The organism is Allobosea spartocytisi (assembly GCF_014764685.1).
Classification (GTDB): domain Bacteria; phylum Pseudomonadota; class Alphaproteobacteria; order Rhizobiales; family Beijerinckiaceae; genus Allobosea; species Allobosea spartocytisi.
Genome location: NZ_JACXWY010000004.1, coordinates 143,264 through 169,336, shown reverse-complemented (window position 1 = coordinate 169,336; position 26,073 = coordinate 143,264). Strand labels below are relative to the sequence as shown.

Below are 26,073 nucleotides of genomic sequence, written 5' to 3'. Positions count from 1 at the left end.
GTGTCAGGCTGCCCTGCGCTCATGGCGCCCTTCCCTGACCTCCTCGATGATCTTGGCGACGAAGGCCGGGAGATCGTCGGGCTTGCGCGAGGTGACCACGCCCTTGTCGGTGACGACCTCGCGGTCCTCCCACAAGGCGCCGGCATTGAGCAGATCCTGCTTCAGGGTGGGCCACGATGTGAGCTTGCGCCCCTTGGCGATGCCGGTGTCGATCAGCAGCCAGGGGCCGTGGCAGACGGCCGCGACGATCTTGCCCTGCGCGAAGAATTCCTTGATCAGCGCGAGGGCCTTGTCGTTGCCGCGCAGCGTATCCGGGTTCATCTGCCCGCCCGGCAGCACGATGGCGTCATAGTCCTTGGCGCTGACCTGATCGAGCGTCTTGTCGACCTTGACCGGCGTACCCCAGTCTGTGTGCTTCCAGCCCTTGATCTCGCCGGCCTCGGGCGCGACGACATGCACCGTCGCCCCGGCCTTCTTCAGCTCCGCATGCGGCACGTCGAGCTCGGATTGCTCGAAGCCATGCGTCGCGAGAATCAAAATCGTCTTTCCGGCCAGATTGCTCATGGCGTTCTCCTTCATCTCGGGGTGAGATCAGGAAACCGCTCGGGGCCGGCATCGTTCCCGGAGCCAGCCGCGGCAAAACCGCTCAGCGGAAGATGCGCTCGCCTTCCATGTCGACGATCTGCTGCCCCTTGATCAGCGTGAAATCGGCGGCTTCCGCCTGCCCCGGAAAGCGGTCGGCGCGAACGAAGCGGTGAGTCTTCGTCTCGCCGTCGATCGCCTTCTCGATGATGCCGCAGAGCTGGTACTGCCCGCCTTCCTGATAGGGCGTGGCGTGGATGGTGAAGCCGTTATGCTCGATGCTCTTGACCGGACCCGCCGGCTTCTCCTCGGCCTGCTTGCCGCCACCGAACAATGTTTTGAAGAAAGACATGGAACCTCCGCACGCGTTGGGCCTGATATAGAGCATTTTCGAGCGAAGTGGGTACCGGCCCGCATGAGGAAAATGCGACGGGGCAGCGAGCCGGGGCAGCTCAACAATTCGGGCGAACGCGGAAGCGCCCAGGGCAGGAGACGTTCCGGGGAGAACTTCGTTTGCGCCCGTCCCGAACCGGCCCCCCTGCCCGCCCTCCGGCTTGAACCGCGTCTCGCAGCTTCCCACATCAGATATGTCCAGGGCAGTCGCAAGGCTTCCCGACATGATCCCGCCCAGCGGCCGCTTCCGGACAGGGAGAATGGCCATGACACTCATCAAATCGACACTCCGCAAATTCCTGGTCGTCGCGGGACTGGCCGGCACGCTTCAGGCCTTGCCTGCCCTTGCCCAGCAGCCTGCTCCGCGCGGGCCGCCCTGCGCCGAACGCACCCACATCGTCGAGAAGCTCCAGGAGACCTTCCGCGAGCGCATCGTCGGCAGCGGGCTGGCGGATAGCGGTCTCCTGTTCGAGCTTTATGTCGGGCCGGCCGGCACCTGGACGCTGCTCGTCACAACGCCGGGCGGCGTGAGCTGCCTCATCGGTGGCGGCGACTCCTGGGAGCCGCTGCCGACACCGGAAAGCTTCGCGGCGCAATAGATGGCTCGATCGGAGTGTCCGATACGCGAGCCTCAGGCGGACAGGTGCAAAACGATCTCGCGCCGGTGCGGGCTCGCCCGGTGCTCGAACAGATAGATGCCCTGCCAGGTGCCGAGCGCGAGGCGCCCGCCCATCACGGGAATCGAGAGCGAAACCGCAGTCAGCGCCGCCTTGATATGTGCCGGCATGTCGTCCGGCCCCTCGGCGCGGTGAACGAGATAGCCCATCGCCGGATCGTCCGCCGACGGCACCAGCCTTCCGAAAAACGCATCGAGATCGCGCCTGACATCCGGATCGGCGTTTTCCTGGATCAGCAGCGAGCAGGAGGTGTGACGCACGAACAGCGTCAGCAGCCCCTCCGGCTCGCCATGGGCGCTGACAAAATCCGCCGCCTGCCGAGTGAACTCGTAGAGCCCCGCCCCTTGCGTCGCGATGGTGAGGATCCGCTGGCGGGACATCGCGCTCAACGCTCGGTCAGCGCGAGCTTGGCGCCGAGCGCGACGAAGGCCGCCGCGAAGCTGCGCCTGAGCCAGGCCATCACGGCCGGGCGGCTGACAACCTTGTCGCGCATCGCCGCCGCGAAGAGACCGTAGAGCGCGAAGACGACGAAGGTCATCGCCATGAACACGCCGGAGAGTTCCAGCATGCGCGCCAGCGGATGCGCCTCCCCGGCCGCGATGAACTGCGGCAGGAAGGCGACGAAGAAGATCGAGAGCTTCGGATTGAGCAGGTTGATGGCAACGCCGTCACGCAGCACGCGCCAGGCCGAGCGCGCATCCGGCTTCGCCTCGACGGTCAGCGCGCCATGTTCCTTCAGCGTCTGCCAGGCCATGTAGAGCAGATAGGCGACGCCGGCATATTTCACGACCGCGAAGGCGAGCGCGCTCGCATGCAGCACCGCCGCGATCCCCATCAGCGCCGCGACCAGGTGCGGCACGATGCCGAGCGTGCAGGCGAGCGCCGCAATCACGCTCGCCCGCGCGCCGCGCGTGAGGCCGGCGGCGATGGTGTAGAGCGCGCCGGTACCGGGCGATGCGACGATGATCAGCGAGGTGAGCAGGAATTCGATCGACATGAAGGGAAAGCCTCCCGAACGGCGTGCCGGTCCAGCAAGCCTCCTTGCGCCGTCGAGATCAAGCTCTCACGCGCGGGAATACGGCGGGACACGACCCGTTAGAGCATTTTCGAGCGAAGTGGATGCCGGTTCGCGTGAAGAAAATGCATAAAAGCAAGGAGCTAGGGCATTTCCGCGATTCAGAGAAACGCGGAGATGCCCTAGCGCGCCTGCCAGAAATAGAGCTGGCCGCCATGCCTGTTGCCAGCCAGCCTGTCCTCCTGCGCGACGATCGTGGTGCCGTCGAACAGGTCCCAATGGTCGCCACTTGTCCATTGGAAGAACAGGAAGGAGTGTTTCTTGTCGCCGCTCGTCTGGTAGCAGTTCTCCAGATAGAGCACGCCCCTCCGGCCGAGCACCTTGGGGGTGACGTCCTTGCAGACGCCCTCGATATCGGCCGGGCCAAAGGCCCGCTGGACGCGCGGCAGCAGTTCCGAAGCGCGGATGAAGAACAGCTGGCTGAGCCCGCCGAGCGGCCGCCCCGAGCCGGGCAGCACGCCCGGCTGCGGCCCGCCTGCCAGCGGCGGAGCGCCCTGGAAGGATGTCTTGAGATCCGCATTCATAATGGTCTGGATCGTCGCATCGTCCTGCGACGGCGTCAGGCGCAGCGTATAGCCCATACAGATGGCGCAGCGATTGGTGGCATCGCCGATCGCGTTCTTGGCCCAGGGTCGGATCGTGGCAAAGCGCTCGGCAAGGGCGTCATAGGCGAATGGCAGCATGAAATCTCCGAAATAGACGAAGAATAAGATTTCAACGGGCCACCGGTCGGCGGGCGGCCGACCTTCACGCTGGCCGGCGCCAGGGCCGGGAACATCCTTCATTCGTGGGAGAAATCGCGGCGTATCGGCGCCAACACACGGCAACCGGCAAGAAAAAGGGCGCCAGCGGCGCCCTCTTCATCGTCTCAGTTATCGAGGAAGCTCCTGAGCTTCCGCGAGCGGCTCGGGTGCTTCAGCTTGCGCAGCGCCTTCGCCTCGATCTGGCGGATGCGCTCGCGGGTAACGCTGAACTGCTGGCCGACCTCTTCGAGCGTGTGGTCGGTGTTCATGCCGATGCCGAAGCGCATGCGCAGCACGCGCTCCTCGCGCGGGGTGAGCGAGGCCAGCACGCGGGTCGTCGTCTCGCGCAGGTTCGACTGGATCGCCGCGTCGATCGGCAGGATCGCGTTCTTGTCCTCGATGAAGTCGCCGAGATGCGAATCCTCCTCGTCGCCGATCGGCGTCTCAAGGGAGATCGGCTCCTTGGCGATCTTCAGGACCTTGCGGACCTTCTCCAGCGGCATGGCCAGCTTCTCGGCCAGCTCCTCCGGGGTCGGCTCGCGGCCGATCTCGTGCAGCATCTGGCGCGAGGTCCGCACGATCTTGTTGATCGTCTCGATCATATGGACGGGGATGCGGATCGTGCGGGCCTGGTCGGCGATCGAGCGGGTGATCGCCTGCCGGATCCACCAGGTCGCGTAGGTCGAGAACTTGTAGCCCCGGCGGTACTCGAACTTGTCGACCGCCTTCATCAGGCCGATATTGCCTTCCTGGATCAGGTCGAGGAACTGCAGGCCGCGGTTCGTGTACTTCTTGGCGATCGAGATCACGAGGCGCAGATTGGCCTCGATCATCTCCTTCTTGGCCTGACGGGCCTCGCGCTCGCCCTTCTGGACCATCAGCACGATCTTGCGGAATTCCTGGATCTCCAGGCCGGTCTCGGAGGCGAGCGTGTGCACCTCCTCGCGCAGCTGCTTGATCCGCTCCAGCTCCGCCGCGACGAATTCCTTCCAGCCGCGCGAGCCCAGCTTGGAGACGCGCAGCACCCATTTCGGATCGAGCTCGCCGCCGACATGCTGCTTGAGGAAGTCCTCGCGGCCGACGCCATAGCTCTCGGCGAGGCGCAGCAGGCGCGTCTCATGGCCGATCAGGCGCTTGTTGATGTCGTAGAGCTGCTCGACCAGCGCCTCGATGCGGTTGTTGTTCAGCGAGAGCGACTTCACCGCGGTGATGATGTCGTCCTTGAGCTTCTTGTATTTGCGGTCCTGCGACGGCGAGAGCTTGGTGTTCTCCAACCGGTTGGCGATGTCCTGGTCCTGCAGGCGGCGCAGCTTCTTGTAGTCGTCGGCGATGGCGTTGAAGGTCTCGAGCACGCGCGGCTTGAGCTCGGCCTCCATGGCCGAGAGCGAGACGTTGTTCTCGAGGTCGTCGTCGTCCATCTCCGGCGGGGTCTCGCCCTCCGGAGTCTCGGCCGGCTCGGCTTCCTCAGCGCCTTCCTCACCCGCAATCGCGTCGGGATTCTTCCCGTCGGGGCCGGCATAGGTCGCCTCGAGGTCGATGATGTCGCGCAGCAGAACCTTGCCGTCGACGAGCTCGTCGCGCCAGATGATGATGGCCTGGAAGGTGAGCGGGCTCTCGCAGAGCCCGGCGATCATCGCCTCGCGGCCGGCCTCGATGCGCTTGGCGATGGCGATCTCGCCCTCGCGCGACAAAAGCTCCACCGAGCCCATCTCGCGCAGATACATCCGCACCGGGTCGTCGGTGCGCTCGCTCGGCTCGAGATTGCGCTTGGTCTCGGTCGGCAGGGTCTGGCGCGAGGCCTCGACCAGATCGCCGCCCTCGACCTCGTCCTCGTCGGCGGCCGCGTTCTCCTTGCGGTTGGCGCGCTCCTCGCCGGCGGCTTCCGGATCCTCGTTGTCGACGACGTTGATGCCCTGCTCGCTGAGCTGGCCGAGCACGTCCTCGATCTGCTCGGAGGAGAATTCCTCGGAAGGCAGAACCTCGTTCAGTTCGTCATAGGTGACATAGCCGCGCTTCTTCGCGAGCTTGATCATCCGCCGGACGGCCTGATCGGTCAGATCGAGCAACGGTCCGTCGGTAGTCGGGGGGGCGTCCGGCACGACCTGATCGGTCTTTTCCCGTTCGCTCGCTTTCGTCGCCATCAATCAGCGCTCCGCACTCTCGCGCCGGCCCTGGAACCACGAGCTCCATACCGACGCATAAAAGGGCGGCGCGACCGCAGGCCCGGCGCGCTCACCCACCCAAATCACTTGACGGCAGATGGCACCAAACGTCGTTGACGAATCGTGAACCACCCGCCAGCTTGCACGCGCATCGACAATGCGTCCGCCATTCGCTGGGTTGATCAATCTCCGGACATGGCCTCGGTGCCTTCGATCGTATCGAGGCGGGCCTTCACGTCCTTGATCCAGGCAAAATTGGCTTCGGTCGCTTCGTCAGCCAATGCGCGCTCGGCTGCTCTCAACTCGCTATTTAGCGTTCGTGCGCGCTGATGCAAGACGATGGCTTGATGAATCGAGTCGAAAACCGATTCAGGATCAGCGTCTTGCACCAGTTTTCGCCGTTCGGCCGGCCCGGTCACCGCCATGAGCTGGCTGTGAGCCTCCTTGACCCGCGGCTGGGCGAAGCGATTCGCGAGCGTCTCCCGGTCGAGGCCGTCCTCCTGCACCGCATCGAGCAGCGCCTGCCGAAAGCGCTCGGCCGCCGGCCCGTCGAGCGAAAGCTCCGCGATCTCGTCGACGCAGCGCAGGATGAGCCCGGGGTGACTCGCAAGCGCCAGCAGAATGAAGGCCTCGCGCGAATCCTCCCCACGCAGCTTCGTCACGAGCCGCGACTGCGTCAGCGCGCTCGACGCCTTCAGCGGTCCGGCCAGCCAGGGCGGCACCTGCCGAAAACCGCCGCGGCCTGGCCCCGCCCCGCCACGTCCGCGCTGGAAATGGCCATCGCGTCCGCCGCGTTCCGGTCGCGCCGGCGCCGAACTGGCGAAGAGCTGGGCCAGCCGCTCATCCATCTCGCGGCGATAATGCTTGCGCGTCGTCTCGTCGCGAATCTGCCCAAGCGGCTCTTTCAGCCGGCGCTCGAAGGCGGCGCGGCGCTCCGGGGTATCGAGCGGCCCGGCCTCGACCTCCCGCTGCCAGAGCATGTCGACCAGCGGCCGCGCCGCCGCGACCACCTCGGCGATGGCCTGCCGTCCACCCGAGCGGGCGAGATCGTCCGGGTCCTGCCCGTCCGGCAGCAGCGCGAAGGACAGCGACTTGCCGGGTTCGAGCAGCGGCAGCGCGATATCGATCGCCCGGCTCGCGGCCTTGCGGCCGGCCTTGTCGCCGTCGAGGCAGATCACCGGCTCGTCGGCCATACGCCAGAGCAGGCCGAGCTGGTCCTCGGTCAGCGCCGTGCCGAGCGGCGCCACCGTCTGCGGAAACCCTGAGAGCGACATGGCGATGACGTCGACATAGCCCTCGACCACGATCACCTGCCCGGTGTCGTGCGATGCCTTGCGGGCGTTGTGATGGTTGAACAGCAGCGAGCCCTTGTGGAAGAGCGGCGTCTCCGGCGAGTTCAGGTATTTCGCCGCGACCTCCGCGCTCATCGCCCGCCCGCCGAAGGCGATGACCCGCCCGCGCGAATCGTGGATCGGGAACATCACCCGGTCGCGGAAGCGGTCATAGGGCACGGCGATCTCCTCACCATGCACCAGCAACCCCGCCTCCATCATCAGTTCGGCCGGGACGCCCTTGCCCGCGAGATGGTCCCGCAGCGCGAAGCGATCGGCCGGGCCGTAACCGAGACGGAAGCGCGTGCGCGCCTCGCCATCGAGCCCACGCGAGGCGAGATAGCGCCGCGCCGCGCCGCCGCGTTCGCCCATCAATTCGGCCTCGAAGAACTGCGCCGCCAGCTCCACGACCTCGTGCAGCCCCTTGCGCTTCTCCTCCTGGACCTGCGCTTCCGCCGTGATCTTCGGCAGGATGACGCCGGCCTCGGCGGCGAGTTTCTCGACCGCCTCCGGGAAGGAAAGCCCCTCGGTCTCCATCACGAACTTGAAGATGTCGCCGTTCTTGCCGGAGGAGAAATCGAAGAAGGAGGCCTTCTGGTCGTTGACGAAGAAGGAGGGCGTCTTCTCCGCGTTGAAGGGCGAGAGCCCCTTCCACTCGCGCCCTGCCTTCTGCAGGCGCACGCGTTTGCCCACGACCGCCGAGACAGGCAGCCGCGCCTTGATCTCCTCAAGGACGGAGGGCGGGAACTTCATGACGTCCTATGTGGCGATGCGGGGAGCCTCTGCCAATCGCTGATCGCACCGCTCCCCTGTTTATTGGCACAATCCACAGCGCATGCTAGCCAGCCATGCGAGCGAAGCCTGGCAGGAGCGCGCCCCGATGATCGAGACGCGGCTGTTGCGCCAGTTCGTCGCCGTCGCCGAAGAGCTGAACTTTCATCGCGCCGCCGAGCGGTTGCATATGGCACAGCCGCCACTCAGCCAGGCAATCCGCAAGCTTGAGGACACGCTCGGCCTCCACCTGTTCACGCGGAGCAATCGCAGCGTCGCGCTCACCCCCGCCGGCACAGCTTTTCTTGCCTCCGCCCGCCGCGTCCTGGCCCAGCTCGACGCTGGCATCCGGGAGGCGCAACGCGTCGCCGCCGGCCAGGCCGGCCAACTCTCGGTGACCTTCGTCGGAACGGCCCATGAGCTGCTGCCGCCAACGCTGCGCCGCTTCCGCACCGATTTTCCCGGCGTCGAGCTTGTCCTGCGCGAGGCCACGACAGGCGAGCAGCTTGCGGCCATCACAGCGGGCGAAGCGGATATCGGCTTGATGCGTCGGCCCGGCATCATGGTCGCGCAGATCGCCAGCGAATGCCTGCTGCGCGAGCCAATCCTGGCCGCGTTGCCCGACGATCACCCGCGCGCCAGACTCGGTACCGTCCCCCTCGCCGATCTGGCCGGCGACGGTTTCATCGGCACGCCGCGCCAACTCGGGATCGGTTTTCACGATCAGATCCTGGGGCTCTGCCGCCTCGCCGGCTTCTCGCCGCGCATCGTCCAGGAAGCTCGCCAGATGCAGACCATCGCCAGCCTGGTCGCGGGCGGGCTCGGCGTCGCGCTGATTCCGGCCTCACTGGCACTGGTGCCGCGCGCCGGCGTCGTCTTCCGGCCGATTGCAGTCGCCGCGCCGCCGGAGATGACGCATATCGAACTGATTGCGGCCTGGGATGCGACACGGACGTCGCTGCCACGCGACAATTTCCTCGTCCTGCTGCGGCAGGCCGTTCGTGATATGCAGAACATATCAAATTAGAACAAACAATATATTTTACCTCATCGGCAGTGGCTGGCAGCCTGTCCTCGACAGCAACAGCGACGGACCTTGCCTATGCGCCCATTGCGACGAAGTGCCCTGATCGTGGCAGCCCTGACCGTGACCGCCGCTTTCGCCGGCTCAACCTCCGCAAGCGAACGAGCAACAATGATCGAGCAATTGCGCATCTACGAGATTTTCGATGGCAACAAGGCGGCCTTCCACGCCCGCTTCCGCGACCACGCTGCCCGGATCATGAAGAATTACGGCTTCGATATCGCAGCGATGTGGGAGGCCAAGGGCCAGGCCCGCACCGAGTTCGTCTACGTTTTGCGCTGGCCAGACGAGGCGACGATGCGCGAGCGCTGGGCCCGCTTCATGGCGGATGCCGAATGGGCTGGGATCAAGGAGCGCACAGCCGCCAAGCACGGCCGCCTGGTCGGTGCGATCGAGGAGCGGGTGATGCAGCGTACGAGCTATTCGCCGTGACCGCATCGGACTGATTGGAAGGCCGGGCATTGCCCTTGCCATGATGGCCGGTGCGAACGGGCGCTCCGGGAGGGGTCATAATGCCCGGCAGGCGACAAAGGCGTTCGGAGCCCTCGCAACAAAATTCATGTGTCCGCAGCCACAAGGAGCCGGAGGCAATCCATCCTCCGGCTCGCAACAGATACTCAGCCGCCGAGCGCAGCCTTCACCATCGGACTGACCTTGCCGAAATCCATCTGGCCGGCGTAAGTCCCGCGCAGGATGCCGATGACCTTGCCCATATCCTTGACGGCGGTCGCGCCGCTCTCGGTGATGGCCTTGTCGATCGCGGCCTTCACCTCGTCGTCCGACATCTGCTTGGGCAGGTAGGAAGAGATCACCGCGACCTCGACGCGCTCGCCATCGGCCAGCTCGGGGCGATTGTTTGCGTCGTAGATCGCGATCGATTCCTGGCGCTGCTTGATCATCTTCTGCAGCACGCCGAGGATCTCGTCGGCGGTGGCCTCGCCCTTGCCGGCGCCGCGCGCCTCGATGTCCTTTTCCTTAAGCGCCGCCTGGATGAGGCGGATCGCGCCGACCTTGCCCTTCTCGCCGGCCTTCATCGCTTCCTTCAGATCGCTGGTGAAGCGCTCGCGGAGGCTCGTCATTGCGTTGTTCCTTTTTCTCTTGTGCGGGCTGCGCCAAGCTTCATTGACGGGCAGCGCCCGGCTCTTTAAGGCTCGCGTTCCAGACCGGCGGAGTGGATTTCTGCAGCCCCGCCCCCGCATTTCTGCCGCTGGCGCGGCCTGGACCGAGACATAGACATGACCGCCACCGAAGGAAACCCCGCCGATAGCGGCTGGACCGAACCGCGCGCGACCGCGCTCCTCGTGCTCGCCGACGGCACGGTGCTGGAAGGCTTCGGCCTCGGCGCCGTGGGCGAGGCGCCGGGCGAAGTCTGCTTCAACACGGCGATGACCGGCTACCAGGAAATCCTGACCGACCCGTCCTATGCGGGCCAGATCGTCACCTTCACCTTCCCGCATGTCGGCAATGTCGGCGTGAACGAGGAAGACACCGAGACGGTGAACGCCGCCGCCTCCTCCGGCGTGCGCGGCTGCGTGCTCCATGCCGCGATCACCCAGCCCTCGAACTGGCGCGCGAACCGGCATTTCGACGCCTGGCTCAAGGCCCGCAACATCGTCGGCATCTGCGGCGTCGACACCCGCGCGCTGACCGCGCTGATCCGCGACAACGGCATGCCCAACGCCATCCTCGCCCATAGCCCGGACGGCGTCTTCGACATTGAGCGGCTGAAGAAGCAGGCGGCGGAGCTGCCCTCGATGGCGGGCCTCGATCTCGTGCCGCTCGTCACGGCCGCGCAGCGCTATGACTGGGACGAGACGCCCTGGGTCTGGCCCGCCGGCTATGGCAAGCGCGAGACCACGAACTACAAGGTCGTCGCGATCGACTACGGCGTGAAGCGCAACATCCTGCGCCTGCTCGCCAAGGCCGGCTGCGACGTCACGGTCGTGCCCTCGACCGCAAAGGCCGAGGACATCCTCGCCCTGAACCCAGACGGCATCTTCCTCTCCAACGGCCCGGGCGACCCGGCCGCAACCGGCGAATACGCCGTGCCGGTCATCAAGGAACTGCTCGACCGGAAGGTCCCGACCTTCGGCATCTGCCTGGGACACCAGATGATGGCGCTCGCCATCGGCGGCCAGACGATGAAGATGAAGCAGGGTCATCACGGCGCCAACCACCCGGTGCAGGACAAGACCACCGGCAAGGTCGAGATCGTCTCGATGAATCATGGCTTCGCCGTCGATCCGGCGACGCTGCCGGCCAACGCGGTCGAGACCCATGTCTCGCTCTTCGACGGTTCGAACAGCGGCATCGCGCTCACCGACCGCCCGGCCTTCAGCGTCCAGCACCACCCCGAGGCTTCGCCCGGCCCGCAGGACAGCCACTATCTCTTCAACCGCTTCGTCGAGCTGATGGCGGCGGAGAAGGGCAAGAAGGCGGCCTGAGGGCCGACCAGGACGACCGGAGGCAGGCATGATCCACCAGTTGCGCATCTACGAGATCTTCGAGCGCAACAAGGCGGCCTTCCATGCCCGCTTCCGCGACCACGCCGTCCGCATCATGGCGCGCCACGGCTTCCACATCGTGGCGATGTGGGAGACGGCGAGCGCCGGGCGCACCGAATTCGCCTATATCCTCGCCTGGCCGGATATCGAGACGAAAACGAACGCCTGGGCGAGCTTCATGGCCGATCCGGAATGGAGCGAGATCAAGCGCGTCACCCGGAACGAGCATGGCGACATGGTCGGCGCGATCGAGGACCGCATGATGAACCCGACCGACTACTCCCCGAAGCTCGGTTGACAGCACCGCACCCGCGCGCTTTAAGCAAAGCATGATCAGCCTGCTCGCCTTCCTTCACGGCTATTACGCCCCGCTCTCATAGAGGCGGTGGCATTCCCATGTTCAACCGCCGCGCTGGCGGTTGAATTCAGGCAGATCACCCGGCATCGCGGCCCACCACCGGACCAGAGCGATGTCTTCCAGGATCAGAACCGTCTCCACCATCGGCATCATGGGCTTCGGCGCCTTCGGCCGCCTGATGGCCCGCCATCTCCAGCCGCATTTCGCCTTGCGCGTCTGCGACCCCACCAGCGCGCCCGCAACCGATACGAGGGGCAAGGGCCTGCAGCCGGCGACCCCTGCTGAAGTCGCCTCCTGCGATCTCGTCATCCTCGCCGTACCCGTTCCGGCGATCCCCGAGGCGATCGCGGCTTTGCGCCCGCATCTCAAGGCCGGCGCCATCGTGCTCGATGTCGGCTCGGTCAAGATCGGCCCCGCCCGGGCGATGGAAGCCGCCCTGCCCGATGATGTCGAGATCATCGGCACGCATCCGCTCTTCGGCCCGCAGAGCGCTCGCAATGGGCTTTCCGGCCTCAAGATCGCGCTCTGCCCGATCCGCGGCCGCAGCACGCCGCGCATTGCCGCCTTCCTGCGCCATGTGCTGAAGCTGAAGGTCATCGTGACGACGGCCGACGCCCATGACCGCGAGGTCGCGATGGTCCAGGGCCTGACCCATCTCATCGCCAAGATCCTGGTCCGGATGGAGCCCCTGCCGCGGACGATGACGACGGCGAGCTTCGACCTCCTGATGCAGGCGACCGAGATGGTCCGCTACGACGCGCCCAACGTCTTCATGGCGATCGAGCGCGCCAACCCGCACGCCAAGGCGGTGCGCGACCGCTTCTTCGCTCTGGCGGAGGAGATGCGGCTGTTTCTGGAGCATGGCCATGGCGAAGCGGCGCAAACCGCCCTGCCTCAGAAGGTCGCAGAGGTCGCGCAGGCCTAGCCTTCGCGATCCTCACCGACGAGAATATCGGAAAGGCGAATGCTCCTGCGATGACCGACAATCCCCTGCTCTACCCGGGCGCCGCCCATCCCGATCTGCGCGAGCCGATGATCGCCGACCTCGTCCGCACCTTCTACGAGCGGGCGCGTCTGGATGATGTGATCGGCCCGGTCTTCGCGGCGGCTGTGACGGATTGGGACGACCACATCGCCAAGATCACCGATTTCTGGAGCGGCGTGATGCTGCGCACCGGCCGCTACAATGGCCGCCCGATGCGCCCGCATCTGATCCTGCCGCTCGAGGGCAAGCATTTCGACCGCTGGCTCGACCTGTTCGAGGCGACGGCGCGCGAGGTCTGCGCGCCCGACATCGCAGACGCCTTCATCGTCCGGGCGCGGCGCATCGCCGACAGCTTCGAGATGGCGCGCGCCAGCCAGCGCGGCGAATTCGCGGCACCGCGGCATAGTTTGCGGTGAATGCAGTGCGTCATTCTCGGGCTTGACCCGAGAATCTCAGGCCGAAAGAGGCTCTGGCACTCGCCGGTCATGAGATGCTCGGATCAAGCCCGAGCATGACGCGCGATGCATCTAGGCCGCGCGTGCCTCCCGGCTCAGGAACGTAGCGATCTCTCCCCGATCAGCTCCCGCCTCCCGCGCGATCCGCTCGGCGAGGACCACCGACGAGGGCCGAAGCGTCCCCAGCGGCCGGTCGAGCCAGTAGGACACCGGATTCAGCGCTTCGCGCGCGTCGACCCGCACGATCCGTCCCGCCGCGAGCTGCTCGCGCGCCAAAGGCGGCCGGGCCAGCGCGATGCCAAGCCCATGGGCGGCCGCATCGAGCACGAGATTGTAGTCCTCGAAGCGGCGATCCTGCGGGCGCGGGCGATAATCCAGCCCCTGCGCCGCGAACCAGGCCTTCCAGCCGGCCGCGTCGGAATCATGGATCAGCGGCTGCGCCAACAGGCGCTCCGGCGCGCCCTCCCCGATCGCGGCCGCGAGCCCCGGCGAGGCGATCGGAAAGCACCATTCCTCGAACAGCTTGAGCGAGAGCCGGTCCGGCGCGCCGCCGCGCCCGCAACGGATGCCGAGATCAACGCCTTCCTCCTCGAAATCCACCTTGCGATGCTCGACCTGCAGCACGATCCGCAGCGAGGGCGCGCCCGCCTCCAGCACGGCCAAGCGCGGCATCAGCCAGAGCGCGCAGACCGAAGGCGGCGCGCTGACCCGCACCACCGAAGCGCCGCGCGCCTCGCGCCAACGTTCGGAGGTATCGGCGATCAACGCGAAAGCTTCCTGCGTGCGCTGGAGCAGGCGCTGCCCTTCCGGCGTCAGCGAGACACCGCGGGCCTGCCGCAGGAAGACACGCAAGCCGAGCCAGTGCTCCAGCTTGGCGATCTGCCGGCTGATGGCGCCATGCGTCAGGTTCAGCGCCTCGGCGGCCGAGGAGAAGCTGCCGGTGCGCGCGGCCGCCTCGAAGGCGCGCAGGGTGTCGAGCGGCGGCAGGTTCGAGCTGTGATCCATGGTCACAGCTCATGCGCGAATTGTTCGTTTGTCAACCAGCTCGTGCGGGCGCTTATCGGCAGCAACCTTTCGTCATTGATGGATCGACGCCATGTCCTCCTCGAGCTGCGTCTCCCCTGCGCTCATTGACCCCGGCGCCAGGCGCCTCGACCCGACGCTGGTCTTCACCGTGACTTTCACGGTCATGGCCTGGGCCTCCTCCTTCCCGGCGATCCGCGCCGGGCTCGCCGGCTTCGGCCCGGCCGAGATGGCCGCGCTGCGCTTCGCCCTTGCCGGCGGCCCGGCCGCACTCTTCCTCGTCGCGACGCGGGCGAAGCTGCCCGAGCGCGCCGACATCTGGCGCTTCCTGGTCGGCGGCGTGATCTTCATCGCCGGCTACGCCCTCCTGCTGAATTTCGGCCAGCGCGTCGTGCCGGCGGGTCCTGCCGCCTTCATCATCAACACCAACCCGATCATGACGGCCGTGCTCGCCATGATGATCCTCGGCGAGCGCTTCAGCCTCACCGCCTGGCTCGGCACGGCGCTGTCCTTCGCCGGCATCGGCGTGATCGCGCTCGGCAAGGGGCTCGACGTCGAAATCGGCATGAGCGTGCTGCTGATCCTCGGCGCCGCCTTCTGCAACGCCATCACCACGGTCGTGCAGAAGCCGCTCTTCGCCCGCTACAAGCCCTTGCATGTCGCGGCCTGGAACATGGCGATCGGCGGCTTCGTGCTGCTGCCCTTCCTGCCCTCCGCCATCGCCCAGGCCCAGGTCGCCCCGGCCGTCTCCTTCTGGTCGGTGGTTTATCTCGCCGTCGTGCCGAGCCTGATCGCCTACGGCACCTGGGCGATCACCCTCTCGCGCCTGCCGGCCGCCCGCGCATCCAATTTCCAGTACGCCGTGCCGCCAGTGGCGATGCTGCTGGGTTTCCTCTGGCTCGGCGAGGTGCCGACGCTGTTTGGCCTGATCGGCGGCGTCATGGCACTGGCCGGGGTCGTGGTGGTCAACCTGAAGCGGTGATCAAAACCCCTTCGCCGCCAGCGCCTTCTCGTCATCGGCGATGTAGTCGCGGATGATCGGGACGGCGCTCTTGTGCGGGCCGAGCAGGAGCTGGAACACCATGTCGCCGCCGATGTCGAAGGAGATCGAGCAGGCGCAGAGATAGAATTCCCACATCCGGGCGAAGCGCTCGCCCATCATGCCGACCACCTCCTGGCGCCTGGCCAAGAAGCGCTCTCGCCAGGCTTCGAGCGTCCAGTGGTAGTGGCGCCGCCAGAATTCGCAGTCCGAGGACCAGAGCCCGGTCTGCTCCACCGCCGCGAACACCTCCGACAGCGCCGGCGCATAACCGCCGGGGAAGATGTATTTCTCGAAGAACGGCCCGGTGAAGCCCGGCGGCCCGGCGCGGCCGATGCAGTGGACGAGCGCGATCCCGTCCGGCGTCAGCAAATCGCGGATCTTCTCGAAATATTCGCCGTAATGCGCGACGCCGACATGCTCCATCATGCCGACCGAGACAATGCGGTCGAACGTCCCCGTGAGCTCGCGATAGTCCTTGTTGACGAAGGTCACGGCATCACCCACGCCGGCGGCCTCGGCTCGCTTTTGCGCGGCCGCCATCTGGTCGGGCGAGACGTTGAGGCCGGTGACCTTGGCTCCGCAGGCTTTCGCCAGATAGATCGAGAGTTCGCCCCAGCCCGAGCCGATGTCGAGCACGCGCATGCCGGGCTCGATCTTCAACTTGGCGGCGATGTGCCGGAGCTTCGCTTTCTGTGCTGCCTCCAGCCCGACCTCGGGGCTGTGCCAGTAGGCACAGGAATAGGTCATCGTCTCGTCGAGCCAGAGCCGGTAGAAATCGGTCGGGATGTCGTAGTGATGCTTGACCTTCTTGCCGGCGGCACCGAGCGGGTTGTGCATCCGCCAGCGCCTTATGCGGAAGCGAACCTGCCGGATCGCCTTTTGCAGCGGATGCTTGCGCAGTTCCTTCCGTTGCAGCCAGAACAGCGTGAGCAGGTCGTGGATCGTGCCTTCCTCGAAGTCGATCCGCCCGTCCATGTAGCCTTCGGCCAACGCCAGCTCGGGATTGAGGAAGAGCTCCCGCTCGATCCGATCGTCATGAAAGCGCACGGTGACGGAGGGCGCGATCTTGCGCACCCCGGCGAACAGCATTTCGGCCGGGCCGGGGCCGAAGACATGCCGCTTGCCATCCGGGGTGACGACAGTCAGGCGCCCCTGGCGGACGAACCCCTTGAGCAGTCGCGGCAACAGCAGCATCGGCGATCCCCGTTGACCCCGCGAGTCGCGGGCAGCCCGACGAGCTAATCGCAAACGGCGTCGCGCCGAAAGCCCTGTGGTTGCGGAGCGGCCCGGCTTTCGCTTACTCGTCGCAAGGAAGAGGCCGCACCCGGCCCGAGGATCGAGCAACCCATGTCCTGGCGCGATTTCTGGAACGGCGAGCATGCGATCTACGTCTCGCCACGCCACAAGGCCCTGCATTACCGCGGGATCGCGAGCGACCTGATCGGCCATATCCCCTCGCCCGCAGCGGTCGTGCTCGACCATGGCTGCGGCGAGGCGCTCGATGCCGCCCGCGTCGCGCGGGCCTGCGGCAAGCTCTATCTCTGCGAGGCGGCGCCGAGCGTCCGTGAGAAGCTGCGCGGACAGTTCGGACGGCTGGAGACGGTCGCGGTCGTCTCGCCGGAGGAGGTCGAGGCCCTGCCCGAGGCGTCGCTCGACCTCGTCGTCGCCAATTCGCTGATCCAGTACCTCTCCCGCGACGAGCTGAAAACCGTGCTCGCGACCTGGCACAGCCGGCTCAAGCCCGGCGGCGCCCTCGTCCTCGCCGACGTCATCTCGCCCGATGTGAGCCCCCTGACGGACGCCACCCAGCTCCTTGCCTTCGGCTGGCGCGGCGGCTTTTTCCTGGCAGCTCTTGCCGGGCTCGTCCGCACGGCCTTCTCGGATTATCGCAAGCTCCGCGCCCAATACGGCCTTTCGACCTATACGCCGGAAGCTGTCCAGGGCCTGCTGCGCGAGGCCGGCTTCGTCGAGATCCAGCGGCCCGCGAATTTCGGCCACAACCCGCATCGGATGACCTTCAAGGCGATCAGGCCGGCCTGAAGGCCAGCGCGCGCTGACTCTTGGAAAGCCTCCTCGTGCAGACAGAGTACGGAAGGCGCCGGGCATTCCGTAACTGAACCCGACGGAATGACTTGATCCGGACCGGCAAATATGGCTTTGAGCGCGGCTTGTCTCCACGTCACCGCCACTAAGTCACTGTCTCCAAGCCCGGAATGCCCGTGCAGGACCAATTCGCCTGTCCTTATTGCGACGCAACGCTCAACCGGGGCGTGCTGTCCTGCCGCTGCTGCGGGCGCGATCTCACGCCCGTCCTGCCGCTGCTGCGCCGCCTCGATACGCTGGAAGAGCGTCTCGCCACCTTCGAGAAGAAAGCCGAGGAGGACCGCGCCGCAGTCGCGGCCATGCCGGCACCACCCGCGGCAGAGGTCAAGGCGGCAATCCTGCCCGAGGATATGCCTCCGGGCGATGAGCTGCCGCCCGCCCTGAACGCGGCGCGTCGGCGCTTCTGGGTGCTGCCGCTCGGCTTCCTGCTGCTGCTCGGCGCCTATGGCTCGGTCGTGCTCTGGCTCGACTTGCCCCTCTGGTCGCTGCGCCTTGCCTCGATCGCAATTCCCTTCACCACGGGCCTGATCTATTTCGGCGTCCGGCCACGGCTGATCGCCTTCGATATCGGCATCGCCCTCGCCTTCGCGATTTTTTCCGTCGCAGCAATGAACGCGTGGCTGGGCTGGCACGACAATATACCGCTCCTTCCGCAGGGATCGGCAGCCTGGCGCGAGACGTTCTTCTATGCGCTGAGCATCGGTGCCTCCCTTTTCTCGGGGATGTTGCTGCGCGTGACGCAGGCTGCGCTGACCGCGCGCGGCCTCGTCTCGCTGCCGGAACTGCGTAGGGGGCTGCTGGCTGTTCACGGCAAGATCCCGATGGAAACCCTGAAGACCATCGAGACCACGATCCTGATGGCCACGACCGTTATTTCTGCCATTGCCGGCATCATTGCCGGAATTTTGGGAGTGAAATAAGAAAGATGATCGAGACTGTGCTTGTCCGGCACGTTCTGCCTGCCGTCTTCGCTGCCGCCATTATGCTGTCGAGCGCCCATGCCGCCGACCCGATCCAGCTCATCACGCGCCAGGAGGCCGCGCTGCCGGCCGCCGGCATCGCCGCCACGGGCACGCGCAACCTGACGCGCGGCCCCGGGATCGACACCTTGCCGACGCCCGACAAGGGCGTGGACGGCAAGCCCTTCCGGCTGGCGGTGCGCTTCGTGCCGAGCAATGGCGTGCCGGTCGACCCTTCGACCGTTCGCGTCTTCTATCGCCGCCAGCCCCCGCTCGACATCACCGAGCGCGTCAAGACCTTCATCACGCCGGCCGGCATCGATGCGCCCGCGGTCGTGGTGCCGCCCGGCACGCATGTCATCGAGATCGAGGCGACTGACAAGGAAGGCCGCATTGGCCGCCGGCAGCTCCAGCTGACCGTCGCCCCGTCGCAATAGCTGCGATCAAGCGCACCCGCAGCCTTGCAAGCCCCACCGCCATGACGACCAAAGGCGTAGTCCGCAGACCGGGGAGCACGGTGGACTCGCGTCGAACGCCATGGAACGCTGCGTCACCTGGGGAGAGGCTGACATGCGATACTGGCTTGCCGCGACGGCGTTGTTGTTCACCCTGTTGGGAGCCGCACCGCCTATTGCGGCGCAGGACGGCCGGATCAGACCGGAATGTCGCCGGACGGGAGATCCACGGGCCTGTACTTGCGCCCTCGACAACGGCGGCATGATGGTGGCCGACCCTCACCGTCCGAACCGGATGCGCTGGCGGTCGCCACGGCTTGGAACGGGAGCCCATATGGCTTTCATGAACTGTTCCAACCGCGCCGGGCGGCGCGGCTAGAGCATCGCTCCGAAAAGCGGAATGCGGCTTTCGGGAAAGCCGACGCAAATGCGCTCCGGCGTCTCTCCGATCGCGAGCCTCCGGCTTCAGGCCGCCCGGTCGGCGAAGCTGAAGAATTTGTGGCCGAGGAACGAGAACACCATCACCACCCCCGTCGTGACGAACTGCATCGGCAGATAGGGCAGTCCGAGCCGGGTCACGAAGAGATGCATCAGCAGGCCGGTGAGCACGAAGCCGCCGGCCGCGATCAGCCCGAAACGCCAGCCGGCCTGCGCATGGCTGCGCGTCGCGTCGAAAGTCATCCAGCGGTTCAACCCGTAGGAGACCAGCGCGCCGACGACGAAGCCGGCGAGCGTCGCCGGCACGGGATCGAGCCTGGCGCCCTCCACCAGCCCGATCAGCACGCCGTAATGGGCCACCGCCGTCAGCCCACCGGCGAAGGCATAGCTGACGAGTTGGCGGAACTGGCGCGGATAGCGACGAAGCGGCATCCGCGCTTCCTAGATCATCGGGCGCGCGGGGCGAATGATTTTTTGCCTCGCGCGGTCCCGTCATCCTGCATCGCGCCTCTCAGGCGACAGCCTGTCGGTGCGGTTCACGTCTCGCCGAGTCCTGCAGCGTCAGGCCCGGGCCTCGAAGACCATGTTGAACGGCGTCTCCGTCGCACGGCGGAAATGCGAGAAGCCGGCATCGAGCGCAACCTTCCGCAGGCGCATCTCCCCCGCCTGCGCGCCAAGCCCGAGGCCGACCTCCTGCGACAGCGAGGCCGGCGTGCAGATCATCGTCGACGCCCCGTAGTAGATCCGCCCGACCGGGTTGAGATTGTCCTTGAGATGGTCATGCGCGAAGGGCTCGACGATCATCCAGCTCCCGTCCCTGGCCAGCGACTCGCGCACATGCTTTCCGGCACCGACCGGATCGCCCATGTCGTGCAGGCAATCGAACATGGTCACGAGGTCGTATTTCCGTTCCGGGAAGTCCTTGGCCGAGGCGCGCTCGAAGGTGATGCGGTCGCCCACGCCGGCCTTCTCCGCCGCCTCGCGCGCCCGCTCGATCGAAGGACCGTGATAGTCGAAGCCGTAGAAGCGCGACTGCGGATAGGCCTGCGCCATCAGGATGGTGGAAGAGCCGTGTCCGCAGCCGACATCGGCAACCGTCGCGCCCCGCTGCAACTTGGCCTCGACATCGCCCAGCGCCGGAATCCATTCGGCCGTCAGATGGGCATTGTAACCCGGCCGGAAGAAACGCTCGGTTCCGCGGAAAAGGCACCTGCTGTGCTCGTGCCAGCCGAGGCCGGCACCGCTCCGGAAGGCCTCCGCGACCTTCGGCTCGTCGATCCACATCGACTGGACGACCTCAAAGGCGCCGGCGAAGAAGGCCGGGCTGTCCTCCTCCGCGAAGGCCATGGCCTGCTCCGGCGAGAGGCTGAAGCTGTCGCTGCCTTCGTCATAGTCGATGTAGCCGGCGGAGGCCTGCCCGGCGAGCCATTCGCGCAGATAGCGCTCCTTGAGGCCCGTCTTCTCCGCCAGTTGCCGGGAGGTGACGGGCTCGCCATCAGCCATCGCCTTGTAGAGGCCGAGCTGATCGCCCAGCACGATCAGGGAGCCGGTGACGGACGCTCCGACATCGCCGACAAGACGTCCCACCAGCGCATCGAGTTTCTGAGGGTCGGCTTCACGCATGGCCATGCTCCTCGGGTTAGGGCGTGGCCGGCTTGACGCGATCCGGCTCGACGCCATCGCGGAAGCGGCAACGCTATACCCTTAGGTAAGCATGTCAACGCAAGGAGAGGTCCGCTCTCAGCCCTTTGCCTGAGCCGGCTCGGGGACGCGCGGCAGGCTGGGGTCGCGCTGCGCTGCCTCGATCACGCTGTCGAGCAATCCCGGGAAGCGCCGGTCGAGATCGGCGCGCCGGATGCTGAGATAGCGCGAGGTGCCCTCGACGCGCATATGCGTGATCCCGGCCTCGCGCAGCTTGGCGAAGTGATAGGAGAGCAGCGACGGCGAGGCCAGCCCGACGAAATTGCTGCAGCGGGCCTTGTCCATCTCCGTTGCATCGGAGAGCGCCACCAGAATGCCGAGCCGGATCGGATCGGCCAGCGCAGCGAAGATGTCGGCCGGCGCGACATCGTCGATATCGGGATGGAACAGCGGTTTCATGCCTCCGAGATAGGCGATGGCATCACTCCTGACAAGATTCAACATTCATTGAAATTACCCTTGCGGTAATCGCCAGGCGCGATTAATTCAACGATCATTGAATTTCGAAGCCTGACTTCGATACAGCGACCATCCGCAAGGATCACTCCCATGGACATCCGTCTCTTGTCGCTCGCAGGCGGCGCCTTCGCCATCGGCACGGGCAGCCTGATCGTCACCGGCATCCTGCCTCACCTCGCCTCCGGCCTCGGTGTCTCCGTCGACACCGCCGGCCTGCTCATCTCGATCTTCGCCCTGGCCTATGCGGTCGGCTCGCCGATTCTCTCCACTGTGCTGGGCGATGCCGATCGCAAGCGCGTCCTGATCGGTGCGATGGCGGTCTTCGGCCTCGCCAATCTCGGTGCCGCCTTCGCCACGGATTTCACCGTCGTCGTGCTGGCGCGCGTCGTCATGGCCTTCGCGGCCGGCGTGTTCATGCCTGCCGCCAACGCCGTGGCCGTGGCCATCTCTCCGCCCGAGCGGCGCGGGCGCGCCATCGCGCTGGTCACCGGCGGCATGACCGTATCGCTGATTCTCGGCATCCCGATCGGCACCGCCGTCGTCGGCTTCGGCGGCTGGCATCTCGCCTTCCTGATCGTCGCCGGCTTGAGCGTGCTCTCGCTGGCGGGGCTCTTCGCGAGGCTCCCGGCCGGCCTGCCGCACGGCACCAACACGCTGCGCGAGCGCCTGCAGGTCGCGAGCCGCTCGGACGTGCTGCTGGCGTTGGGCACGACCATGCTTTGGACGACCGGCGCCTTCGTCCTCTACACCTATATCGCGCCCTTTCTGACGAACCATGCCGGTATCGCCGGCCCCTGGCTGGCGGCGACGCTCGTCCTCTCCGGCATCGGCTCGGCGCTCGGCAACCAGTTCGGCGGGATGGCGAGCGACCGCTTCGGCCCCGAGCGCACGCTCTCCGTCGTGCTGACGATTCTCACCGGGGCCCTGCTTGCGGCCTCGCTGGTCGCGGTGACGCTGCCGCCGGCGATTGCGATCTATCTGCTTCCGCTCGTCATCATGGTCTGGAGCGGCGCGGGCTGGGCCGGCCACCCCTCGCAGATGTCGCGGCTGGCGGCAATGGCGCCGGACGCCATCGTCGTCGCGCTCTCGCTCAACGCCTCCGCCCTCTATTTCGGCATCGCCGCCGGCGCGGCTTTGGGCCAGCAGGTGATGCGCCATGCCGGCACCTGGTCGCTCGGCTTCGTCGGCGCCGCCTGCGAGATCGCGGCGCTCGGCCTGCTCTTCGTCGCCATGCGTCGCAAGCGCAGAACGCCCAAGCCGCTGGAGATCGATCTCGTGCTGCCGGCACCACGGCCTGTGCGTTGATGCGGGTGGGAAGCGCTTTTAGCTTTCCCCCGCCGCCTTGCCCGTCTATAGCGAGCGCCTAGCATTCATTCAGACACTCGCTCGGCCTCCGCTCGCCCGATCGGACCGGCCTTGCGCGCGCCTGCCCAAGACCGGTCGAGATCATGCCCAAGCGCACAGACATCAAGTCCATCCTGATCATCGGCGCCGGCCCCATCATCATCGGACAGGCCTGCGAGTTCGATTATTCCGGCACCCAGGCCTGCAAGACGCTGAAGGCCGAGGGCTACCGCATCATCCTGGTCAACTCGAATCCGGCCACGATCATGACCGATCCCGATCTCGCCGACGCGACTTATGTCGAGCCAATCACGCCCGAGATCGTCGCCAAGATCATCGAGAAGGAGCGTCCCGACGCGCTCCTGCCCACCATGGGCGGCCAGACGGCACTGAACTGCGCGCTCTCGCTCAAGAAGATGGGCGTGCTGGAGAAATTCAACGTCGAGATGATCGGCGCCACCGCCGACGCCATCGACAAGGCCGAGGACCGTGAGCGTTTTCGCGAGGCGATGACCAAGATCGGCCTCTCCACGCCGCGCTCGCACCATATCAAGACGCTCGGCCAGGCGCTCGACGCGCTCGAGGACATCGGCCTTCCCGCCATCATCCGCCCCTCCTTCACCATGGGCGGCACCGGCGGCGGCATCGCCTACAACAAGGGCGAGTTCATCGACATCGTCGAGCGCGGCATCGACGCCTCCCCCACCAGCGAGGTCCTGATCGAGGAGAGCGTGCTCGGCTGGAAGGAGTACGAGATGGAGGTCGTCCGGGACAAGAAGGACAACTGCATCATCGTCTGCTCGATCGAGAACTTCGACCCGATGGGCGTCCATACCGGTGATTCGATCACCGTGGCGCCTGCGCTGACGCTGACCGACAAGGAATATCAGATCATGCGCGACGCCTCGCTGGCGGTGCTGCGCGAGATCGGCGTCGAGACCGGCGGCTCGAACGTTCAGTTCGCGATCGATCCCGAGACCGGCCGCATGATCGTCATCGAGATGAACCCACGCGTCTCGCGCTCGTCGGCGCTGGCCTCGAAGGCAACCGGCTTCCCGATCGCCAAGGTCGCGGCGCGGTTGGCCGTCGGCTACACGCTCGACGAGATCGAGAACGACATCACCGGCGGCGCGACGCCGGCCTCCTTCGAGCCGACCATCGACTACGTCGTCACCAAGATCCCGCGCTTCGCCTTCGAGAAATTCCCCGGCTCCGAGCCGACGCTGACCACCGCGATGAAGTCGGTCGGCGAGGCCATGGCAATCGGCCGCACCTTCCAGGAATCGTTGCAAAAGGCCTTGCGCTCGCTGGAGACCGGCCTCGACGGGCTCGACGAGATCGAGGTCGATGGCATGGGCCTCGGCGACGACCGCAACGCGATCAAGGCGGCGATCTCGACACCGACGCCCGACCGCATCCTGCATGTCGCGCAGGCGATGCGGCTGGGCTTCACCGACGCCGAGATCCATGAGAGCTGCAAGATCGACCCCTGGTTCCTCGAGCAGATGCGCGAGATCGTCGAGACCGAGGAGAAGGTGCGCAAGTTCGGCCTGCCGCAGACCCCCGGCGCCTTCCGCCAGGTCAAGGCGATGGGCTTCTCCGACAAGCGCCTCGCCGCCGTCTCCGGCAAGACCGAGGCCGAGGTCAGGGCGCTGCGCCGCTCGCTCGAGGTGCGCCCCGTCTACAAGCGCATCGACACCTGCGCCGCCGAATTCGCCTCGCCGACCGCCTATATGTACTCGACCTACGCCATGCCCTTCGCCGGCAAGGTTGCCGACGAGGCCAATCCCTCGGATCGCAAGAAGGTCGTCATCCTCGGCGGCGGGCCGAACCGCATCGGCCAGGGCATCGAGTTCGACTATTGCTGCTGCCATGCCTGCTACGCGCTGCGCGACGTCGGCTACGAGACCATCATGGTCAACTGCAACCCGGAGACGGTCTCGACCGACTACGACACCTCCGACCGGCTCTATTTCGAGCCGCTGACGGTCGAGGACGTGCTCGAGATCCTGGAGACCGAGAAGCAGAACGGCACGCTGCACGGCGTCATCGTCCAGTTCGGCGGCCAGACGCCGCTCAAGCTGGCGAACGCGCTGGAGGAGGCCGGTATCCCGATCCTCGGCACCTCGCCCGACATGATCGACCTCGCCGAGGACCGCGACCGCTTCAAGCGTCTGCTCGACAAGCTCAGCCTGAAGCAGCCGAAGAACGGCATCGCCTATTCGGTCGAGCAGTCGCGCATGATCGCGGGCGAGCTCGGCCTGCCCTTCGTCGTGCGGCCTTCCTATGTGCTCGGCGGCCGCGCCATGGCGATCATCCGCGACGAGGTGATGTTCGAGGACTATCTGCTCGGCACCCTGCCCTCGCTGATCCCCTCCGAGGTCAAGGCCAAGTATCCGAACGACAAGACCGGCCAGATCAACACGGTGCTCGGCAAGAACCCGCTGCTGTTCGACCGCTATCTGTCGGACGCCATCGAGGTCGATGTCGACTGCCTCAGCGACGGTCGTGACGCCTTCATCGCCGGCATCATGGAGCATATCGAGGAGGCCGGCATCCATTCCGGCGATTCGGCCTGCTCGCTGCCGCCGCGCTCGCTCTCGCCCGCGATCATCGCCGAGCTGGAGCGCCAGACCAAGGCGATGGCGCTCGCGCTCGATGTCGGCGGGCTGATGAACGTGCAATACGCCATCAAGGACGGCGAGATCTACGTGCTCGAGGTCAATCCGCGCGCCTCGCGCACGGTGCCCTTCGTCGCCAAGGTCATCGGCCAGCCCATCGCCAAGATCGCCGCGCGCATCATGGCGGGCGAGACGCTGGGCAGCTTCGGCCTCAAGCCCGCGGTCCTCGGCCATGTCGGCGTCAAGGAGGCGGTCTTCCCCTTCGCGCGCTTCCCCGGCGTCGACGTGCTGCTCGGCCCCGAGATGCGCTCGACCGGCGAAGTCATCGGCCTCGACCGTTCCTTCGACGTCGCCTTCGCCAAGAGCCAGCTCGGCGCCGGCTCCAAGGTGCCGGTCAAGGGCACGGTCTTCGTCTCGGTGCGCGACGACGACAAGCCGCGCATCGTGCCGGCCGTGCGCATCCTGGCCGATCTCGGCTTCCGCATCCTCGCCACCGGCGGCACGCTCCGGCTGCTGCAGGAACAGGGCATCGACGCCGCCCGGATCAACAAGGTCCTGGAAGGCCGCCCGCACGTCGTCGATGCGATCAAGAACGGCGAGATCCAGTTGATCTTCAACACCACCGAAGGCCCGCAGGCCCTCGCCGATTCCCGTTCGCTCCGGCGCTCGGCCCTCTTGCACAAGGTGCCCTATTATACCACCTTGGCAGGCGCGATCGCAGCGGCGGAAGGCATCAAGGCCTATAGCAGCGGCGATCTCGAAGTACGGTCGCTGCAATCCTACTTCGAACGGGCAGCTTGACGTAGCC

General features: G+C 66.4%; 26 protein-coding genes. 13 read left to right on the top strand and 13 right to left on the bottom strand.

What is annotated here, in order from left to right; all coding sequences use genetic code 11:
• Positions 1-3: 3 nt before the first annotated feature.
• On the bottom strand, positions 4-564 hold the full coding sequence (locus tag IED13_RS08350) for a type 1 glutamine amidotransferase domain-containing protein (protein ID WP_112762857.1): 561 nt from the start codon (positions 562-564) through the stop codon (positions 4-6).
• An 82-nt stretch (positions 565-646) separates the two neighbouring features.
• Positions 647-934, bottom strand: a complete 288-nt coding sequence (locus tag IED13_RS08345) for an HlyU family transcriptional regulator (protein ID WP_038359023.1) — start codon at positions 932-934, stop codon at positions 647-649.
• Between the two features lie 307 nt (positions 935-1,241).
• Here IED13_RS08345 and IED13_RS08340 point away from each other — a divergent pair, with 307 nt between their 5' ends.
• Complete coding sequence (locus IED13_RS08340; RefSeq protein WP_191123899.1) at positions 1,242-1,574, top strand: hypothetical protein; 333 nt, start codon at positions 1,242-1,244, stop codon at positions 1,572-1,574.
• Positions 1,575-1,606: 32 nt separating this feature from the next.
• Here IED13_RS08340 and IED13_RS08335 read toward each other — a convergent pair whose 3' ends face one another.
• The 5 genes from IED13_RS08335 to dnaG all read right to left on the bottom strand — a co-directional run bounded on the left by IED13_RS08335 (position 1,607) and on the right by dnaG (position 7,716).
• Positions 1,607-2,032 (bottom strand): secondary thiamine-phosphate synthase enzyme YjbQ, encoded by a 426-nt coding sequence (locus tag IED13_RS08335; protein WP_191123898.1) that lies wholly within the window; start codon positions 2,030-2,032, stop codon positions 1,607-1,609.
• Between the two features lie 5 nt (positions 2,033-2,037).
• Complete coding sequence (locus tag IED13_RS08330; protein ID WP_133562970.1) at positions 2,038-2,649, bottom strand: LysE family translocator; 612 nt, start codon at positions 2,647-2,649, stop codon at positions 2,038-2,040.
• Between the two features lie 200 nt (positions 2,650-2,849).
• Positions 2,850-3,410 carry a hypothetical protein gene (locus IED13_RS08325; protein ID WP_191123897.1) on the bottom strand — a complete coding sequence of 187 codons (561 nt, stop codon included), beginning with the start codon at positions 3,408-3,410 and terminating at the stop codon, positions 2,850-2,852.
• Positions 3,411-3,595: 185 nt separating this feature from the next.
• On the bottom strand, positions 3,596-5,611 hold the full coding sequence (gene rpoD, locus IED13_RS08320) for an RNA polymerase sigma factor RpoD (protein ID WP_038359035.1): 2,016 nt from the start codon (positions 5,609-5,611) through the stop codon (positions 3,596-3,598).
• Positions 5,612-5,814: 203 nt separating this feature from the next.
• Positions 5,815-7,716, bottom strand: a complete 1,902-nt coding sequence (dnaG, locus tag IED13_RS08315; protein WP_191123896.1) for a DNA primase — start codon at positions 7,714-7,716, stop codon at positions 5,815-5,817.
• Positions 7,717-7,798: 82 nt separating this feature from the next.
• On the opposite strand from dnaG, the gene IED13_RS08310 reads away from it, so the two are divergent.
• Positions 7,799-8,761, top strand: a complete 963-nt coding sequence (locus tag IED13_RS08310) for a LysR substrate-binding domain-containing protein (RefSeq protein WP_210323548.1) — start codon at positions 7,799-7,801, stop codon at positions 8,759-8,761.
• 168 nt (positions 8,762-8,929) lie between these two features.
• Entirely contained in the window at positions 8,930-9,250 is a 321-nt protein-coding gene (locus tag IED13_RS08305; RefSeq protein WP_191123895.1) for an NIPSNAP family protein, read from the top strand.
• 185 nt (positions 9,251-9,435) lie between these two features.
• Here the strand turns inward: IED13_RS08305 and IED13_RS08300 are convergent, their stop codons facing one another.
• Entirely contained in the window at positions 9,436-9,897 is a 462-nt protein-coding gene (locus IED13_RS08300) for a GatB/YqeY domain-containing protein (RefSeq protein ID WP_038359043.1), read from the bottom strand.
• A 156-nt stretch (positions 9,898-10,053) separates the two neighbouring features.
• Here IED13_RS08300 and carA point away from each other — a divergent pair, with 156 nt between their 5' ends.
• The 4 genes from carA (at position 10,054) to IED13_RS08280 (ending at position 13,081) form a co-directional block, all read left to right on the top strand.
• Positions 10,054-11,262 (top strand): glutamine-hydrolyzing carbamoyl-phosphate synthase small subunit, encoded by a 1,209-nt coding sequence (carA, locus tag IED13_RS08295; RefSeq protein WP_191123894.1) that lies wholly within the window; start codon positions 10,054-10,056, stop codon positions 11,260-11,262.
• A 28-nt stretch (positions 11,263-11,290) separates the two neighbouring features.
• Positions 11,291-11,620 carry an NIPSNAP family protein gene (locus IED13_RS08290; RefSeq protein WP_191123893.1) on the top strand — a complete coding sequence of 110 codons (330 nt, stop codon included), beginning with the start codon at positions 11,291-11,293 and terminating at the stop codon, positions 11,618-11,620.
• Between the two features lie 172 nt (positions 11,621-11,792).
• Positions 11,793-12,605 carry a prephenate dehydrogenase gene (locus IED13_RS08285; protein WP_191123892.1) on the top strand — a complete coding sequence of 271 codons (813 nt, stop codon included), beginning with the start codon at positions 11,793-11,795 and terminating at the stop codon, positions 12,603-12,605.
• 50 nt (positions 12,606-12,655) lie between these two features.
• Positions 12,656-13,081 (top strand): group III truncated hemoglobin, encoded by a 426-nt coding sequence (locus IED13_RS08280; RefSeq protein ID WP_112762688.1) that lies wholly within the window; start codon positions 12,656-12,658, stop codon positions 13,079-13,081.
• A gap of 111 nt (positions 13,082-13,192) precedes the next feature.
• Here IED13_RS08280 and IED13_RS08275 read toward each other — a convergent pair whose 3' ends face one another.
• Positions 13,193-14,125, bottom strand: coding sequence for a LysR substrate-binding domain-containing protein (locus IED13_RS08275; protein WP_038359051.1), 933 nt, complete (start codon positions 14,123-14,125; stop codon positions 13,193-13,195).
• A gap of 91 nt (positions 14,126-14,216) precedes the next feature.
• Here IED13_RS08275 and IED13_RS08270 point away from each other — a divergent pair, with 91 nt between their 5' ends.
• The gene (locus tag IED13_RS08270; RefSeq protein WP_191123891.1) at positions 14,217-15,125 is read left to right on the top strand and encodes a DMT family transporter; all 909 of its coding nucleotides are present in this window, start codon (positions 14,217-14,219) and stop codon (positions 15,123-15,125) included.
• Here the strand turns inward: IED13_RS08270 and IED13_RS08265 are convergent, their stop codons facing one another.
• A complete protein-coding gene (locus IED13_RS08265; protein WP_191123890.1) occupies positions 15,126-16,379 on the bottom strand; it encodes an SAM-dependent methyltransferase in 1,254 nt (417 codons plus the stop codon).
• Between the two features lie 153 nt (positions 16,380-16,532).
• Between IED13_RS08265 and IED13_RS08260 the strand changes: the two genes are divergently transcribed.
• The 3 genes from IED13_RS08260 (at position 16,533) to IED13_RS08250 (ending at position 18,684) form a co-directional block, all read left to right on the top strand.
• Positions 16,533-17,225 carry a class I SAM-dependent methyltransferase gene (locus IED13_RS08260; protein WP_191123889.1) on the top strand — a complete coding sequence of 231 codons (693 nt, stop codon included), beginning with the start codon at positions 16,533-16,535 and terminating at the stop codon, positions 17,223-17,225.
• A 179-nt stretch (positions 17,226-17,404) separates the two neighbouring features.
• Positions 17,405-18,208 carry a hypothetical protein gene (locus IED13_RS08255; protein ID WP_191123888.1) on the top strand — a complete coding sequence of 268 codons (804 nt, stop codon included), beginning with the start codon at positions 17,405-17,407 and terminating at the stop codon, positions 18,206-18,208.
• 5 nt (positions 18,209-18,213) lie between these two features.
• On the top strand, positions 18,214-18,684 hold the full coding sequence (locus tag IED13_RS08250; protein WP_142021728.1) for a hypothetical protein: 471 nt from the start codon (positions 18,214-18,216) through the stop codon (positions 18,682-18,684).
• Positions 18,685-19,167: 483 nt separating this feature from the next.
• Here the strand turns inward: IED13_RS08250 and IED13_RS08245 are convergent, their stop codons facing one another.
• From IED13_RS08245 to IED13_RS08235, 3 genes are all read right to left on the bottom strand, one after another.
• A complete protein-coding gene (locus tag IED13_RS08245; RefSeq protein WP_113252558.1) occupies positions 19,168-19,572 on the bottom strand; it encodes a GtrA family protein in 405 nt (134 codons plus the stop codon).
• Positions 19,573-19,701: 129 nt separating this feature from the next.
• The gene (locus IED13_RS08240; RefSeq protein WP_191123887.1) at positions 19,702-20,763 is read right to left on the bottom strand and encodes a class I SAM-dependent methyltransferase; all 1,062 of its coding nucleotides are present in this window, start codon (positions 20,761-20,763) and stop codon (positions 19,702-19,704) included.
• A gap of 117 nt (positions 20,764-20,880) precedes the next feature.
• Positions 20,881-21,285 carry an ArsR/SmtB family transcription factor gene (locus tag IED13_RS08235; RefSeq protein ID WP_248311088.1) on the bottom strand — a complete coding sequence of 135 codons (405 nt, stop codon included), beginning with the start codon at positions 21,283-21,285 and terminating at the stop codon, positions 20,881-20,883.
• A gap of 105 nt (positions 21,286-21,390) precedes the next feature.
• Between IED13_RS08235 and IED13_RS08230 the strand changes: the two genes are divergently transcribed.
• Together IED13_RS08230 and carB are read left to right on the top strand one after the other, a co-directional pair.
• Positions 21,391-22,605, top strand: coding sequence for an MFS transporter (locus tag IED13_RS08230; RefSeq protein ID WP_113252559.1), 1,215 nt, complete (start codon positions 21,391-21,393; stop codon positions 22,603-22,605).
• Between the two features lie 143 nt (positions 22,606-22,748).
• Positions 22,749-26,066, top strand: a complete 3,318-nt coding sequence (gene carB / locus IED13_RS08225; protein ID WP_038359064.1) for a carbamoyl-phosphate synthase large subunit — start codon at positions 22,749-22,751, stop codon at positions 26,064-26,066.
• Positions 26,067-26,073 lie beyond the last annotated feature (7 nt).